This is a genomic window from Frigoribacterium sp. PvP121 (genome assembly GCF_017833115.1).
GTDB lineage: Bacteria > Actinomycetota > Actinomycetes > Actinomycetales > Microbacteriaceae > Frigoribacterium > Frigoribacterium endophyticum.
Genome location: NZ_JAFIBR010000001.1, coordinates 1,013,532 through 1,027,960, shown reverse-complemented (window position 1 = coordinate 1,027,960; position 14,429 = coordinate 1,013,532). Strand labels below are relative to the sequence as shown.

Below are 14,429 nucleotides of genomic sequence, written 5' to 3'. Positions count from 1 at the left end.
CAACCTATACGGGCGGGAGCCGAGGGTGCCCGGACTGCCCACTGGGTAGGATCGGCGCGTGCGAATCCTCGTCCTCGGCTCCGGTGCTCGCGAGCACGCCATCATCACCGCCCTGCTGCGCGAAGACGCGGGGCACGAGATCGTCGTCGCCCCCGGCAACGCCGGCATCGCCGAGCAGGTCGAGGTGGTGCACCTCGACCCCTCGAACGGCGCGGTCGTCACCGAGTACGCGCTCGAGAACGACGTCGAGCTCGTGGTCGTCGGCCCGGAGGCGCCTCTCGTCGCGGGCGTGGCCGACCCGCTCCGCTCGCGCGGCATCCCGGTCTTCGGCCCCGGCAAGGCGGCCGCGGCCCTCGAGGGCAGCAAGACCTTCGCCAAGCGCGTCATGGACGCCGCGGGCGTCCCCACCGGCCGGGCCACCCGGGTCGGCACCCTCGACGAGGCGGTCACCGTGCTCGACGAGTTCGGCGCCCCCTACGTCGTCAAGGCCGACGGGCTCGCCGCGGGCAAGGGCGTGCTCGTCACCTCCGACCGCGACGCCGCCGTCGAGCACGTCACCTACTGGCTGCAGCACGGCTCCGTGCTCGTCGAGGAGCACCTCGAGGGCCCGGAGGTCTCGCTCTTCTTCCTCAGCGACGGCCACACCGTCGTGCCGCTCAGCCCCGCACAGGACTCGAAGCGCCTGCGCGACGGCGACGAGGGCCCGAACACGGGCGGCATGGGCGCGTACTCGCCGCTGCCCTGGCTCGCCGACCGCTTCGGCAGCGAGAAGGACTTCGTCGACGAGGTGCTCGACACCGTCGCGACGCCGACCGTGCGCCAGCTCGAGCACGAGGGCACCCCGTTCATCGGCCTGCTCTACGCCGGGCTCATCCTCACCGAGCAGGGCGTGCGGGTGATCGAGTTCAACGCGCGCTTCGGCGACCCCGAGACGCAGGTCGTGCTGCCCCGTCTCGTCACCCCGCTGAGCGGCCTGCTGCTCGCGGCGGCGACCGGGTCGCTCGGCAACCACGAGGCTCCGCGCTTCGTGCCGACGCCCGCCGTGACCGTGGTGCTGGCGAGCGAGGGCTACCCCGAGGCCGTCGTCAGCGGGCGCGAGATCACGGGGCTCGACGACGCCCTGGCCGTCGCGGGGGTTCACGTGACGCACGCCGCCACCGCGCGGCTCGACGACCGGCTGATCGCCACCGGCGGGCGCGTGCTCAGCGTCGTGGCCGAGGGGAAGGACTTCGAGGAGGCGCGGGGCCGGGTCTACGAGGCCGTCTCGCGCATCCGGCTCGAGGGCTCGCAGCACCGGACCGACATCGCCGCGCGGGTCACGGGCGGCGCCCGGTGAGCGCGCTCGACCTGCCCGGCTGGAGCCACGCGTACTCCGGCAAGGTGCGCGACCTCTACGTGCCCGCGCCGGTGGTCGACTCGGTCGGCGACGTCGCGACGCTCGACGACACCAGCCACCTGCTGGTCGTCGCCTCCGACCGCGTCAGCGCCTACGACCACGTGCTCGAGCCCGGCATCCCCGGCAAGGGCGCCCTGCTCACGCAGCTGAGCCTCTGGTGGTTCGCGCAGCTCGACGGCGTGCCGAACCACCTCGTCGACCCGACGACGGCGCCGGTGACGCTGCCCGAGCAGGTGCGCGACCGCGCGATGCTGGTGGCGCCGCTCGACATGTACCCGGTCGAGTGCGTCGTGCGGGGCTACCTCGTCGGCAGCGGCTGGGCCGAGTACCGCGAGCACGGCACCGTCTGCGGCGTCGTGCTGCCGACCGGCCTGCAGAGCGGCGACCGGCTCCCCGAGCCGATCTACACGCCGGCCTACAAGGCGCCGCTGGGCGAGCACGACGAGAACATCTCGTTCGAGCGCACCGTCGAGCTCGTCGGGCCCGAGGTCGCCGCCGCCCTCCGCGACACGTCGCTCGAGATCTACCGGCGCGCGGCGGTCGTCGCCGAGGCCCGCGGCGTCGTGCTCGCCGACACGAAGTTCGAGTTCGGGGCCGACCGGTCGACGGGCGAGCTGACCCTCGGCGACGAGGTGCTCACGAGCGACAGCAGCCGGTACTGGGACGCCGAGGCGTACTCGTCGGGCGACCGCACCGCGAGCTTCGACAAGCAGATCGTGCGCGACTGGCTGTCGGCGAACTGGGACGGCGAAGGCACCCCGCCCGAGCTGCCCGCCGAGATCGTCCAGCGGACCGCCGCGCGCTACCGCGAGCTGATCGAGCGCCTGACCGGCCGCTAGCCGCCCGGCGTCAGCCGCCCGGCATCGTCGAGGCGCCCCTCCCGGGGCCCTCCCCGCCGCCGAGCGCCCCGGTAGCGTCACCTCGATCGCGCGAGCCACGTCGCGGGGCCTCGGGCGGCGGCGACGGGAATCCCCACGCCCACCCCGCGGTTGCAGGTCGGTGACGCGTCATCGACTCCGGTGCCGCGCCCCGACACAGGGAGCGACCCATGACCGACGAGACCTCGGCGCCCGAGCCGACCCGCGACTCCCCGGCTGCCCCCGCCCCCGCAGCGCGGTCGCTCGACCTGCTCGCGCCCGACACGACCATGGGCGCGGTGACCCTCCGCGTCGCCGACCTCGACGGCATGACCGCGTTCTACCGCGACGCCGTGACCCTCGCCGTGCTCTCGCACGACGCCGCCGCGGGCCGGAGCGTCCTCGGCCGCGGCACGACCCCGATCGTCGTGCTCGAGCACGCGCCCGAGCTGCGGCGGGCCGCCGCCCGCGAGGCCGGCCTCTTCCACACCGCGATCCTCTTCGAGACCGAGGTCGACCTGGCGTCGGCGGTCTACGGCGTCGCGAGCCGCCACCCGGGCAGCTTCACCGGCAGCGCCGACCACCTCGTCAGCAAGGCGTTCTACTTCACCGACCCCGAGGGCAACGGCATCGAGCTCTACTGGGACCGCGACCGCACCGCCTGGTCGTGGACCCACGGCCAGGTCGACATGGCGACGCTGGCGCTCGACCCGAACGCCTTCCTGCAGCAGAACGTCCGCGAGGAGGCGCTGGTCGCCGCCGCCTCCCGCCCCGCCTCGGTGGGCCACGTGCACCTCAGCGTGGGCGACGTGGCGTCCGCCCACCGGTTCTACGTCGAGCAGCTCGGCTTCGAGACCACGACGCGGTTCGGGTCGCAGGCCCTCTTCGTCAGCGCCGGCGGCTACCACCACCACATGGCGATGAACACCTGGAACAGCGCCGGCGCCGGTCGTCGACAGCTCGCGCTCGGCCTCGGCACCGTGCGCATCGAGGTGCCGACCGGCGACGACCTCGGCGCCCTCGGCGAGCGCCTCGGCCACCACGGGGTGGCGACGCGCGACGACGGGCGGGTGCTGGGGTTCGACGACCCGTGGAGCAACTCCATCGAGGTGCGGGTCCGGGCGTAGTCGAGCGAGCGGCCCCTCGGTCGCGGGCGTCGGCACCGGCCGTGCCTCGGCACCGCCGCCGGCCCCGCCGCCGGGCCCGACCCGGCCCCGCCGCCGGCCCCGCCGCCGGAGCCGCGGGGCGTACCGTCGACCCCATGCCTGACCAGCCCGTTCCCTCCGTCGAGCCCGACGCGCCCGTGCACGACCACCGCCCCGTCTTCGACCTCGTCGCCGAGGGCGACCTGGCCCTCGCCGACCACGAGGCGATCGCCGCGATGCTGGGGCTCGCCTTCTCCGAGTACGACCACTGGTACGCCGGTGCGCGCAGCTGGGCCGGCATGCAGCCCGAGCTGCGGGTCCTCGGCCGCGTCGGCGACGTCGTGGTCGCGCACGCCGGCCTGCGGCGCCAGTTCGTGACGGTCGGCGACGTCGACCTGCTCGTCACCGCGGTGGGGATGGTGGCGGTGAGCCCGATCCTGCAGGGCACGGGCCAGGGCGGGGAGCTGCTCCGCCGGGTCGACGAGGGGCTCGCCCGACTCGGCAGCCGGTTCGGCCTGCTCGAGACGGGCGAGGGGGTCCAGGGCTTCTACCAGCGCGCCGGCTGGCGCCCGCTGCACGGCGTCACCGGCCACTTCACGGCGTTCAGCGCCGACGGCGCCGGGGTGCTGGTCAGCCAGGACGAGGGCTGGCTCGTCCGCGAGGTCGGCGCCGACCTGGCCGAGTGGCCCGCCGGAGACCTCCGCTGGAACGGCCAGATGGTCTGACCGGCCGACCCGCGCCGATCAGGCACGGCACGAACCACGTCCTCGCCATCGAACCACGCCGCGGCGTGGTTCCACTGCGACGACGTGGTTCCACTGCGACGACATGGTTCGACTGCGACGACGTGGTGCGGCCACGGTCGCCGCCACATGCGGGAGGCGCGGTGCCCGTCGACCGGGCACCGCGCCTCCCGCAGTGCGGAGCTGCCTCGACTACGCGGGCACGCCCACCGTCGCCGGGTCCTCGTTCGAGCCGGGCGCCTCGGGCGAGACGCCGGCGCGCACGCGGGCGCCGAGGATCGGGTCGACCGAGTTCCAGTACTGGAACACGCGCTCGAGCAGGTCGGGGCGCGTCACCTTCGAGACGTGGCCGACGATGTTCGCGACGAGGCGGTCGCGCTGCTCGTCGTCCATGACGTCGCGCACGAGCGAGCCGGCCTGGCCGAAGTCGTCGTCCTCGGCGTGCAGGGTCGCGGCCGAGCGGACGAGCTCGCCGTCGCTCTCCCAGCCGCCGGTGTCGCCGGCCGCCTGCGGGTCGGCCGCGGGGCCGCCCACCGAGTTGGGCGCGTAGACCGGCGCCGTGGCCTCGCTGAAGTGGTAGCGCGCCGCGCCGTCCTTCGAGTACGAGTGCACCTCGGTCTTCGGGGCGTTCACGGGCAGCTGCTGGTGGTTGACGCCCACGCGGTAGCGGTGCGCGTCGGCGTAGCTGAAGATGCGGGCGAGCAGCATCTTGTCGGGGCTCGTCGCGATGCCGGGCACGAAGTTCGAGGGGGCGAAGGCGGCCTGCTCGATCTGCGCGAAGTAGTTCTCCGGGTTGCGGTCGAGGGTCATCGTGCCGACCTCGATCAGCGGGTAGTCGCTGTGCGGCCACACCTTGGTGAGGTCGAACGGGTTGAAGCGGTAGCCGGCGGCGTCGGCGTACGGCATGACCTGCACCGAGAGGGTCCAGGTCGGGTACTCGCCCCGCTCGATCGCGGCCGACAGGTCGCGGATGTGGAAGTCGGCGTCCTCGCCCGCGATGCGGTCGGCGTCGTCCTGCGTGAGGATCGCGTTGCCCTGGTCGGACTTGAAGTGGTACTTGACCCAGGAGCGCTCGCCCTCGGCGTTGATCCACTGGTAGGTGTGCGAGCCGAAGCCGTCCATCTGGCGCCACGAGGCGGGCAGGCCGCGGTCGCCCATCAGCCAGGTGACCTGGTGGGCCGACTCGGGCGAGAGGGTCCAGAAGTCCCACTGCATGTCGTGGTCGCGCAGGTGGCTGCCGGGCAGGCGCTTCTGCGAGTGGATGAAGTCGGGGAACTTCATGCCGTCGCGGATGAAGAAGACGGGGGTGTTGTTGCCGACGAGGTCGTAGTTGCCCTCGCTCGTGTAGAACTTCAGCGCGAAGCCGCGGGGGTCGCGCCACGTGTCGGGGCTGCCCTGCTCACCGGCGACGGTCGAGAAGCGGGCCAGCAGCTCGGTCTCGACGCCGGGCTGGAAGAGCGCGGCGCGGGTGTACTGCGAGACGTCGCCGGTGGTGACGAAGCGGCCGAACGCGCCGCCGCCCTTGGCGTGGACGATGCGCTCCGGCACCTTCTCGCGGTTGAAGTTCGCGAGCTTCTCGACGAGGCGGTGGTCGTGCAGCACGATGGGGCCGTCGGCCCCGACGGTCTGCGAGTGGGCGTCGCTCGCGGCGGGCGCTCCGTTGTCGGTCGTGGTCACGGGGGTGGCGTCGGTCATGACTCCTCGTTTCGTTCGGTGTTCAGTCACGGGTCGTTCGGGCACCCGGCACGCGGCCGGGGAAGACGGTGGGGCGGGCCCTCAGGAGGCGCGGGTCAGGTCGCCGACGGCGGTCGCGTCGCCGACTCCGCCGGCCTCCGCGTCGAGCTCGACGTCGTCGTCGGAGTCGCGACACGCCGCGCACAGCCCCCAGAAGGTGACCTCGGCGGTCTGCACCGTGAAGCCCGCGTCGTTCGACGGGGTCAGGCACGGCGCGTGCCCGACGACGCAGTCGACGTCGGCGACGTCGCCGCACACCGTGCAGACGACGTGGTGGTGGTTGTCGCCCGTCCGGAGCTCGTAGAGCGCCGGCGAGCCGGCCGGCTCGATGCGGCGCACGAGACCGGCGCCCGCGAGCGCGGCGAGCACGCCGTAGACCGCCTGGAGCGAGGTGCCCGGCAGCACCAGGGCGACCTTCGCGAAGACGACGTCGGCGGCCGCGTGCGGCATGCCCTCGAGCGCCTCGAGCACGGCGAGGCGCGGTGCCGTCACCCTGAGGCCGGCTCCGCGGAGCCGGTCGTGGGTGGCGCTGGTCTCGGGGTGCACCTGACCATCATGGCACTTCTCTTGAACAGTTCAAGACAGCGTGCCCGCATCCGCAGCCGCTGCACAGGCGCGGCCCCGGGTGCCGGCCCCTCCTGCGCGCCCGCACCGCGCCTCCCGGACACCGCTTCGCCCCGTGGACGTCCGCCGGAGCCCAGTAGTGGGGGATGCGACCGTGACGGCGCGTCCGTAGCGTGGTCGGCGGGACGGCACCCGACGCACAACCCGAGGAGCACCACGTGACCAGGACGGTCGACACCACCAGCACCACCCCGCAGTCGTACGAGCGGCTGCGCCCCGCCATGCGCCTCTGGTACCTCTGGTGGCTCTCCCGGTCGCGCCGCGTGGCGTCGCCCCGCGACGAGCCCTCCGCGCGCTCGACCGCGACCGACGCCGACACCGTGCTCATCGTCGGCAACGGCCCGGCCCACGGCTGGGGCGTGCGCTCGCACGACCAGGCCCTCGTCGGCCAGCTGTCGCGGGCGTCGTCGGCCGCCACCGGCCGCGCGTGCTCGGTCGACTACGTCGGCGACGAGATGATGAGCATCGAGTCGACCCGCTCGTGGATCCGCGACACCGACCTCGGGCTGTACGACACGTTCGTCGTGCTGGTCGGGCTCAACGACGCCGTCCGGCTCACGCCCCTCGACACCTGGGAGCACGAGCTGCGGCAGCTCGTCGCCACCCTCGCCCGGCGGGCTCACCCCACGGCCCGCACCGTGCTGATCGGCGTCCCCCCGGTGCGCTCCGTCAAGCCGTTCGAGTCGCTGCTCGGCGCCGTCGCCGAGACGCACGCCGAGCGCATGAACGCGATCACCGAGCTGGTCGCCGACGAGACGGGCGCGAGCTACTTCCGACTGCCGGCTGGCCTGCGTCGCCCCGACTCGCCCCACGGCTGCGTCGAGGGCTACCGCCAGTGGGCCCAGACGATCGCGCACCGCATCGCGCCGACCCTCGACAGCGTCCGACGCGTCGAGCTCGACGAGCGGCTGCCGCGCAGCCTGCCCGAGCGCTCGTTCGCGTGGAGCGGCGGCGCCACCCTCGTCGACAACGCCTCCCGGGGCGGCTCCGAGGTGCTGCAGCAGCTGGCGAAGGAGGCGGAGGCCGAGTTCGGCGTGGACGTCGCGGTCGTCAGCATGCTCGACGGCAGCAAGCTCTGGTACGCCAACAACACCGAGCTGCTCCCGGTCTCGATCCCCCGCGAGCTGACCTTCTGCGACGTCACCGTCGCCGAGGACGACCTGGTCGTCGTCGAGGACGCCCGCAAGGACGAGCGCTTCGCCGACAACCCCTACCTCGACCTCAACCACGGGTACTTCTACGCGGGCCACCCGATCCACTCGTCGACCGGCGAGACCATCGGCACGTTCTGCCTCCACGACGTCCGGCCGCGCAAGTCGTCGTCGGTGTCGCCGGAGAAGCTCCGCGCGTTCGCCCTCCGCGCCGAGGCCGAGCTGCAGAGCTACGAGAAGTCGGTCGCCGGCCCGGTCGCGTCGCTCGGCCAGGGCACCGTGCCCGGAGCGGGGCCGGCCCAGCCGGCCACGCGCCGCGAGCGCCGCGAGGCCGAGGCCCGCGCCGCCCTGCACGCCTGACCCGCGGGGCCGCGCTGCGGCCCCGGCCGACCGGTCTCGGCCTAGCGCCGCTCGCGCGGCACCTGGACGAGTGCGCCGGCCGCGTCGTTCGCGGCCCGGGCCGCGTCGTGCAGCGAGGCCCCGGCGGCCAGCTCGGCGACCAGCACGCCGGCGAACTCGTCGCCGGCGCCGGTCGTGTCGAGGGCGACCACCCGGGTGCTCGTCGTGACGTGCTCGACACCGGCCGCGTCGGCGACGAACGCCCCGGCGCCCCCGGCCGTGACGACGGCGGACGGGCTGAGCTCGAGGAGCCGACGCGCGACGTCCGCCGGACGCCAGGCCCCGCCCTCGCGGACGGCCGAGCGCGACCCCGGCTCGCCGACCGGCCGGGCGGCCTCCGCCGCGCGCAGCAGGGCGAGCCCCTCGGCGGCGTTCACCACCACCGGGTCGCTCGCGGCCAGCACGTCGCCCGGCACGCTGCGCACCGGGCTGGCGTTGAAGACGAAGCGGGCGCCCGATGCCCGGCACCACTCGACGGCGGCGCGCAGGGCGCCCTCGCTGATCTCGTGCTGGGCGAGGACGACGTCGGGCCGGGTGCGGTCGAGCTCGGCGGCCACGTGCTCCGGCGTCAGCTCGCCGTTCGCGAGCGGCGCCACGACGATGATGTTCTCGCCGTCGGGAGCGACCGTGATGAGGGCCCGGCCGGTCAGCCCCGGGGCGCGGTGCACCCCGGCCACGTCGATGCCGTGGCCGGCCGCCCACGCGACCACGCGGTCGCCGACGGGGTCGTCGCCGACGGAGGAGACGAGGGCCGTGGTGCCGCGCCGCACCGCCCCGACGGCCTGGTTGAGGCCCTTGCCGCCCGGCGCCTCCTCGTACTCCGACCCGAGGACGGTCTCGCCGGCGCGGGGGAACTCCCGCACGCGGGCGACCAGGTCGAGGTTGACGGATCCGACGACGGCGACTGTGGGCTCGGTTGTGCTCATGCCTCCATCCTGGACCGACCCGGGCGCTCGGCGGCGCCCTCCTCCACGGTCAGCCCTGGGGATGACTTCGGGGCCGGCCTGTGGAGGAACGCCCCGCACGGGCAGACCGGTCGCTACGGTTCGACCATGACAGCCTCCCCGCACGCAGGGCCCCGCGCCGACCGCACGGGCGACCCGGCCGCCGACCGCGGCCTCGACCTCTCGGGGCGCGACCTCGTCGTCGACCTGGCCCGCGTGGTCTGCGTGCTGCTGGTCGTGGTCATCCACGTCCTGATGGTCGGCGTCGCGGTCGACGCCGACGGCGCCGTCACCGCGACGCAGCCGCTCACCGAGCAGCCCTGGTTCGCGGCGTCGACCTGGGCCGGCCAGGTGATGCCCCTCTTCTTCGTGCTCGGCGGCTTCGCCAGCGCGACGTCGTGGGCGAGCGCCCGCCGCCGTGGCGCCACCGCCTCCGAGCACGTGGCCGGTCGCCTGGTCCGGCTCGCCCGGCCCGCCGTGCCCGTGTTCGTCGTGCTCGCCGCGGCCCTGCTCGTCGCGACGTTGCTCGGGGTCGACCCCGCCCTGCTCGACGTGGTGGCCACCGGCGTCGGCTCGCCGCTCTGGTTCCTCGCCGCCTACGCGATCACGCAGGTGGCGGTGCCGACGATGGCGCGCCTGCACGAGACCCGCCCGGCGGCGACCTTCGTGGCCCTGGCGACCGGGGCCGTCCTCGTCGACGCCGCCCGCTGGTCGAGCGGCGTGACCGACGTCGGACTGCTCAACCTGGTCTTCGTCTGGCTCTTCGTCCAGCAGCTGGGGTTCGCCGTCGCGAGCGGGTGGCTCCGACGCGCTCCGCGCCTCCTGCTCGTCACCGTGGCCGTGGCGTGCTGGCTCTCGCTGCCCGTGCTGACCACGGTCGGCCCGTGGTCCGCCGACATGCTCGCCGGCCTCAACCCGCCCACCGTGCCGCTGATGGTGCTCGGCGTCGGCCAGATCTGCGTCCTCACCCTCCTCCGCCCGCTCCTCGAGCGACTCATGGCGACGACGCCCGCCCGGGCCGTCGTGCTCGCCGTGGGCAGCCGGGGCATGACGATCTACCTCTGGCACCTGCCGCTGCTGATCGCCGTGCTCGGGGTCTGCCTCGCGCTCGGCGGCCCGCTGCCCGAGCCCGGCTCGGCCGCGTGGTGGTGGAGCCGAGGGCCCGTCGCGCTGCTGGTGGTGGGCCTCGCGTGCACGGTGTCGCTCCTGACGGGGCGTCTCGAGCAGCCGCCGCGGCGCTCGTCGGCCGATGCCGTGAGCCCGCCCGTCGGCGTCGTCGTGGTCGCCGCGGTGCTGGTCGTCGCGCCGACCTTCGCGGTGATGCTGCGGGGTCTCGACCTGCCGCTGGCGATCGCGGGGGCCGTGGCCCTGCCGCTCGCCGTGCAGCTGCTCGCGCCGCGCGTGAGGTGAGGGTGACGCCCGGCCGGTCGGGGGGGTGCCGGCCGGGCGTCCTACGGTGTCGGGCGGATCAGGAACCCTCGACCGGATGTCGACAGGAGGCCCGATCACGAGGCCCTGTTCCTGCCGCTGGGTCCATGGTGCGTCGCGTTCCGATGACGACGCTGGGAGCAGCCTCGGCAACAGCCGACAACCGACGGTCCCTCCCCAGCCCGACCTCTCTCCCCGCCGGCCCGGGCGCCTCCCGTGCCCGCGGGCCCGCGCCTCCCCCTGCCCTAGACTCGACGCGTCCATCCGCTACCGCTTCTGCAGGAGTTGATCGTGCCCACCATCGTCGTCGAGGTCATGCCCAAGGCTGAACTGCTCGACCCCCAGGGCAAGGCCGTCGCCGGCGCCCTGGCCCGTCTCGGCTCCGCCGCTCCCGACCAGGCCGGGGCGACGTTCACCGACGTCCGCATCGGCAAGCGCTTCGAGCTGACCGTCGAGGGCGAGGTGACCGAGGCCGTCCTGGCCGAGGTGCGCCGCCTCGCCGACGACGTGCTCTCGAACTCCGTGATCGAGGACGTCGTGGGCGTCACGGTGCTCGACGCGGCCCCCGCAGCCTGATGCGCGTCGGCGTCGTCACCTTCCCCGGCTCCCTCGACGACCGCGACGCGCAGCGCGCGGTGCGCCTCGCCGGCGGCGAGCCCGTCGCCCTCTGGCACGGTCAGCACGACCTCCAGGGCGTCGAGGCGCTCATCCTGCCCGGCGGCTTCAGCTACGGCGACTACCTGCGCGCCGGCGCGATCGCCTCGCTCTCGCCGATCATGACCGAGGTCGTCTCGGCCGCGAAGTCCGGCATGCCGGTGCTCGGCATCTGCAACGGCTTCCAGATGCTGGCGGAGGCGCGGCTCATCCCCGGTGCCCACACCCGGAACGCGCACCAACAGTTCATCCGTCGCGACCAGGTGCTGCGCGTCGAGAACGCGTCCACCGACTGGACGAACGGCTTCACGGAGGGGCAGGAGATCACCATCCCCCTCAAGAACGCCGACGGCCGGTTCATCGCCGACGCCGAGACCATCGCGCGCATCGAGGGCGAGGGGCAGGTCGCCTTCCGCTACGTCGGGGTCAACCCCAACGGCTCGATGGACGACATCGCCGGCGTCTCGAACGCCCGCGGCAACGTCGTCGGGCTCATGCCCCACCCCGAGCACGCCACCGAGCCCGGCTTCGGCCCCGACATGCCCGACGCCATGTCGAGCGGTGTCGACGGCCTCACCTTCTTCACGTCCGTCATCGAGAGGGCCCTGTCCAAGTGAGCACCAACGACGACCACGCCGAGCTGATCGACGTCCGCCCCGAGGGCCCCAAGCCCGACACGGTCGCCGACGCGGCGGCGACGCCCGACAAGGAGCAGCCGTACGCGGCGCTCGGCCTGAAGGCCGACGAGTACGCGAAGATCCGCGAGATCCTCGGCCGTCGCCCCACGAGCGGTGAGCTGGCGATGTACTCGGTCATGTGGAGCGAGCACTGCTCCTACAAGTCGAGCAAGGTCTACCTGCGCCAGTTCGGCCAGAAGGTCTCCCCCGCCATGAAGAGGGACCTGATGGTCGGCATGGGCGAGAACGCGGGCGTCGTCGACGTCGGAGGCGGCTGGGCGGTGACCTTCAAGGTCGAGTCCCACAACCACCCCAGCTACATCGAGCCCTTCCAGGGCGCGGCCACCGGCGTCGGCGGCATCGTCCGCGACATCATCTCGATGGGCGCCCGCCCGGTAGCCGTGATGGACCAGCTCCGCTTCGGCGACATCGACGCCCCCGACACGGCGCGCGTCGTCGACGGCGTCGTGGGCGGCATCAGTTTCTACGCGAACTGCCTCGGCCTGCCCAACATCGGCGGCGAGACCTACTTCGACGCCGTGTACCAGGGCAACCCTCTGGTGAACGCCCTCGCGGTGGGCGTGCTCCGGCACGAAGACCTGCACCTCGCGAACGCCAAGGGCGTGGGCAACAAGGTGGTGCTCTTCGGGGCCCGCACCGGCGGCGACGGCATCGGGGGCGCCTCCATCCTGGCCTCCGACACGTTCTCGGCCGGCGGCCCGACCAAGCGCCCCTCGGTGCAGGTGGGCGACCCGTTCGCCGAGAAGGTGCTCATCGAGTGCTGCCTCGAGCTGTTCCGTCACGAGCTGGTCGAGGGCATCCAAGACCTGGGGGCCGCCGGCATCAGCTGCGCCACCTCCGAGCTCGCGTCGAACGGCGACGGCGGCATGTTCATCGAGCTCGACTCCGTGCTGCTGCGCGATCCGTCGCTCACGGCGGAGGAGATCCTCATGAGCGAGAGCCAGGAGCGCATGATGGCCGTCGTGCGCCCGGACAAGCTCGACGACTTCCTCGCCGTGACGGCCAAGTGGGACGTCGAGACGAGCGTGCTCGGCGAGGTCACCGACACGGGCCGTCTCGTCATCAACTGGCACGGCGAGGAGATCGTCAACGTCGAGCCGCGCACGGTCGCGGTCGACGGCCCGGTCTACGAGCGCCCGGTGGCGTACCCGACCTGGATCGACGCCCTCCAGGCCGACAGCGCGTCGTCGCTCGCGCGGCCGACGGGCAACGCGGTGCTCCGCGAGCAGTTCCTGCAGCTGCTCGGCTCGCCGAACCTCTCCGACAAGAGCTGGGTCACCAACCAGTACGACACGTACGTGCTCGGCAACACGGCCCTGAGCTTCCCCGACGACGGCGGCATGGTCCGGGTCGACGAGGAGTCCGGGCTCGGCTTCGCGATCGCCACCGACGCCAACGGCCGGTACTGCCAGCTCGACCCCAAGCAGGGCGCGCGACTGGCCCTCGCGGAGGCGTACCGCAACGTCGCCGTCACGGGTGCCGTGCCGGCCGCGGTCACCGACTGCCTCAACTTCGGCAGCCCGGAGGACCCGGAGGTCATGTGGCAGTTCTCGCAGGCCGTCGAGGGCCTGGCCGACGGCTGCCTCGAGCTGGAGATCCCGGTCACGGGCGGCAACGTCTCGTTCTACAACCAGACCGGCACGGCGCCGATCCACCCCACCCCCGTGGTCGGGGTGCTCGGTGTCATCCAGGACGTCGCGAAGCGCGTCCCGTCGGGCTGGCAGGACGAGGGCGACAACATCTACCTGCTCGGCACGACGAAGCTCGAGCTCGACGGCTCGGCCTGGGCCGGCGTCGTGCACGACCACCTCGGCGGTCGCCCGCCGGCGGTCGACCTCGACGCGGAGAAGCAGCTGGCGGGCCTGCTGGCGGCCGGCGCCGACCAGTCGCTGCTCGCGGCGGCGCACGACCTCAGCGACGGCGGTCTGGGCCAGGCGCTGGCCGAGGCCGTGCTGCGCTTCGGCGTGGGCGCTCGCGTGTGGCTGGACGAGGTGATGGAGCGTGACGGCGTCGACGTGGCGACGGCGCTCTTCAGCGAGTCGACCGGCCGTGTCGTCGTGTCGGTGCCGCGCGAGGACGACGTGAAGTTCCGGGGCCTCTGCGAGGGCCGCGGCTACCCCGTCGCGCGCATCGGCGTGACGGACGGCGCCTCGGGCTCGCTCGAGATCCAGGACCGCTTCACGGTGACGATCGACGAGCTCCGCCGAACGCACCGCGGCACGCTCCCCGCGCGCTTCGGCGCGACCATCCCCGCCTGACGCGCTCCCCGCGCCACCCCCGAGGGCCCCTGCCACCGCAGGGGCCCTCCCCCGTCCCCCCGCACACCGGCCCCCACCCCTCCCCGGAAGCAAGACCCGCCCCTCACACAGCCGACCCCGCCCTCCCCGGACGGCGAAGCCCACCCTCCCCGGGCGGCGCAGCTCGCCCCCCGGGCGGCGCAGCTCGCCCGCCCCAGCAGGGGGCGGCGAAGCTCGCCCCCGCGCGTCGGGCGGCGAAGCTCGCCCGACAGCGGCCGGCAGGCCGCCGAACAAGCACGAACAGCAATGCCCCCGGACCGAAAGGTCAAGGGGCATGCATTGCTGGGGTACCTGGACTCGAACCAAGAACAACTGAACCAGAATCAGTCGTGTTGCCAATTACACCATACCCCAATGAC

General features: G+C 73.6%; 12 protein-coding genes and 1 tRNA gene. 9 read left to right on the top strand and 4 right to left on the bottom strand.

Translation table 11 applies throughout. The annotated features are described in order from the left end of the window. Nucleotides 1-58 precede the first annotated feature (58 nt). From purD to JOE43_RS04830, 4 genes are all read left to right on the top strand, one after another. Nucleotides 59-1,336, top strand: a complete 1,278-nt coding sequence (gene purD, locus JOE43_RS04845; protein WP_209515230.1) for a phosphoribosylamine--glycine ligase — start codon at nucleotides 59-61, stop codon at nucleotides 1,334-1,336. Then, the gene (locus JOE43_RS04840) at nucleotides 1,333-2,235 is read left to right on the top strand and encodes a phosphoribosylaminoimidazolesuccinocarboxamide synthase (protein WP_209515228.1); all 903 of its coding nucleotides are present in this window, start codon (nucleotides 1,333-1,335) and stop codon (nucleotides 2,233-2,235) included. Before purD ends, JOE43_RS04840 begins: the two co-directional genes overlap by 4 nt. A gap of 308 nt (nucleotides 2,236-2,543) precedes the next feature. Beyond that, on the top strand, nucleotides 2,544-3,380 hold the full coding sequence (locus JOE43_RS04835; protein ID WP_209519060.1) for a VOC family protein: 837 nt from the start codon (nucleotides 2,544-2,546) through the stop codon (nucleotides 3,378-3,380). A gap of 134 nt (nucleotides 3,381-3,514) precedes the next feature. Beyond that, nucleotides 3,515-4,123: a GNAT family N-acetyltransferase gene (locus JOE43_RS04830; protein ID WP_209515226.1), complete on the top strand. Its 609-nt coding sequence runs from the start codon at nucleotides 3,515-3,517 to the stop codon at nucleotides 4,121-4,123. A 210-nt stretch (nucleotides 4,124-4,333) separates the two neighbouring features. Here the strand turns inward: JOE43_RS04830 and JOE43_RS04825 are convergent, their stop codons facing one another. After that, entirely contained in the window at nucleotides 4,334-5,836 is a 1,503-nt protein-coding gene (locus tag JOE43_RS04825) for a catalase (RefSeq protein ID WP_209515224.1), read from the bottom strand. Nucleotides 5,837-5,917: 81 nt separating this feature from the next. Then, nucleotides 5,918-6,421 (bottom strand): Fur family transcriptional regulator, encoded by a 504-nt coding sequence (locus JOE43_RS04820; protein WP_209515222.1) that lies wholly within the window; start codon nucleotides 6,419-6,421, stop codon nucleotides 5,918-5,920. 236 nt (nucleotides 6,422-6,657) lie between these two features. Between JOE43_RS04820 and JOE43_RS16115 the strand changes: the two genes are divergently transcribed. Beyond that, entirely contained in the window at nucleotides 6,658-8,010 is a 1,353-nt protein-coding gene (locus JOE43_RS16115; protein ID WP_209515214.1) for a GAF domain-containing protein, read from the top strand. 41 nt (nucleotides 8,011-8,051) lie between these two features. On the opposite strand, the gene JOE43_RS04810 is transcribed toward JOE43_RS16115, so the two are convergent. Further along, nucleotides 8,052-8,975 (bottom strand): ribokinase, encoded by a 924-nt coding sequence (locus tag JOE43_RS04810; protein ID WP_209515211.1) that lies wholly within the window; start codon nucleotides 8,973-8,975, stop codon nucleotides 8,052-8,054. A 126-nt stretch (nucleotides 8,976-9,101) separates the two neighbouring features. On the opposite strand from JOE43_RS04810, the gene JOE43_RS04805 reads away from it, so the two are divergent. The 4 genes from JOE43_RS04805 to purL all read left to right on the top strand — a co-directional run bounded on the left by JOE43_RS04805 (nucleotide 9,102) and on the right by purL (nucleotide 14,031). Further along, a complete protein-coding gene (locus JOE43_RS04805) occupies nucleotides 9,102-10,403 on the top strand; it encodes an acyltransferase (protein ID WP_209515209.1) in 1,302 nt (433 codons plus the stop codon). A 309-nt stretch (nucleotides 10,404-10,712) separates the two neighbouring features. Continuing rightward, nucleotides 10,713-10,997 (top strand): phosphoribosylformylglycinamidine synthase subunit PurS, encoded by a 285-nt coding sequence (locus JOE43_RS04800; protein WP_056055429.1) that lies wholly within the window; start codon nucleotides 10,713-10,715, stop codon nucleotides 10,995-10,997. Continuing rightward, nucleotides 10,997-11,692, top strand: a complete 696-nt coding sequence (purQ, locus tag JOE43_RS04795; RefSeq protein ID WP_192129049.1) for a phosphoribosylformylglycinamidine synthase subunit PurQ — start codon at nucleotides 10,997-10,999, stop codon at nucleotides 11,690-11,692. The genes JOE43_RS04800 and purQ overlap by 1 nt, the downstream gene beginning before the upstream one ends. Next, on the top strand, nucleotides 11,689-14,031 hold the full coding sequence (gene purL, locus JOE43_RS04790) for a phosphoribosylformylglycinamidine synthase subunit PurL (RefSeq protein ID WP_374072748.1): 2,343 nt from the start codon (nucleotides 11,689-11,691) through the stop codon (nucleotides 14,029-14,031). The genes purQ and purL overlap by 4 nt, the downstream gene beginning before the upstream one ends. A 321-nt stretch (nucleotides 14,032-14,352) precedes the next feature. On the opposite strand, the gene JOE43_RS04785 is transcribed toward purL, so the two are convergent. After that, nucleotides 14,353-14,424 (bottom strand) — tRNA-Gln (locus JOE43_RS04785). Between the last annotated feature and the right edge of the window lie 5 nt (nucleotides 14,425-14,429).

Bases quoted from the DNA above. Each gene is read 5' to 3' on its own strand.
- JOE43_RS04835 (WP_209519060.1), top strand. From the start codon at position 2,544: ATGGGCGCGGTGACCCTCCGCGTCGCCGACCTCGACGGCATGACCGCG.
- JOE43_RS04830 (WP_209515226.1), top strand. From the start codon at position 3,515: ATGCCTGACCAGCCCGTTCCCTCCGTCGAGCCCGACGCGCCCGTGCAC.
- JOE43_RS04825 (WP_209515224.1), bottom strand. From the start codon at position 5,836: ATGACCGACGCCACCCCCGTGACCACGACCGACAACGGAGCGCCCGCC.
- JOE43_RS04810 (WP_209515211.1), bottom strand. From the start codon at position 8,975: ATGAGCACAACCGAGCCCACAGTCGCCGTCGTCGGATCCGTCAACCTC.
- JOE43_RS04805 (WP_209515209.1), top strand. From the start codon at position 9,102: ATGACAGCCTCCCCGCACGCAGGGCCCCGCGCCGACCGCACGGGCGAC.
- purQ (WP_192129049.1), top strand. From the start codon at position 10,997: ATGCGCGTCGGCGTCGTCACCTTCCCCGGCTCCCTCGACGACCGCGAC.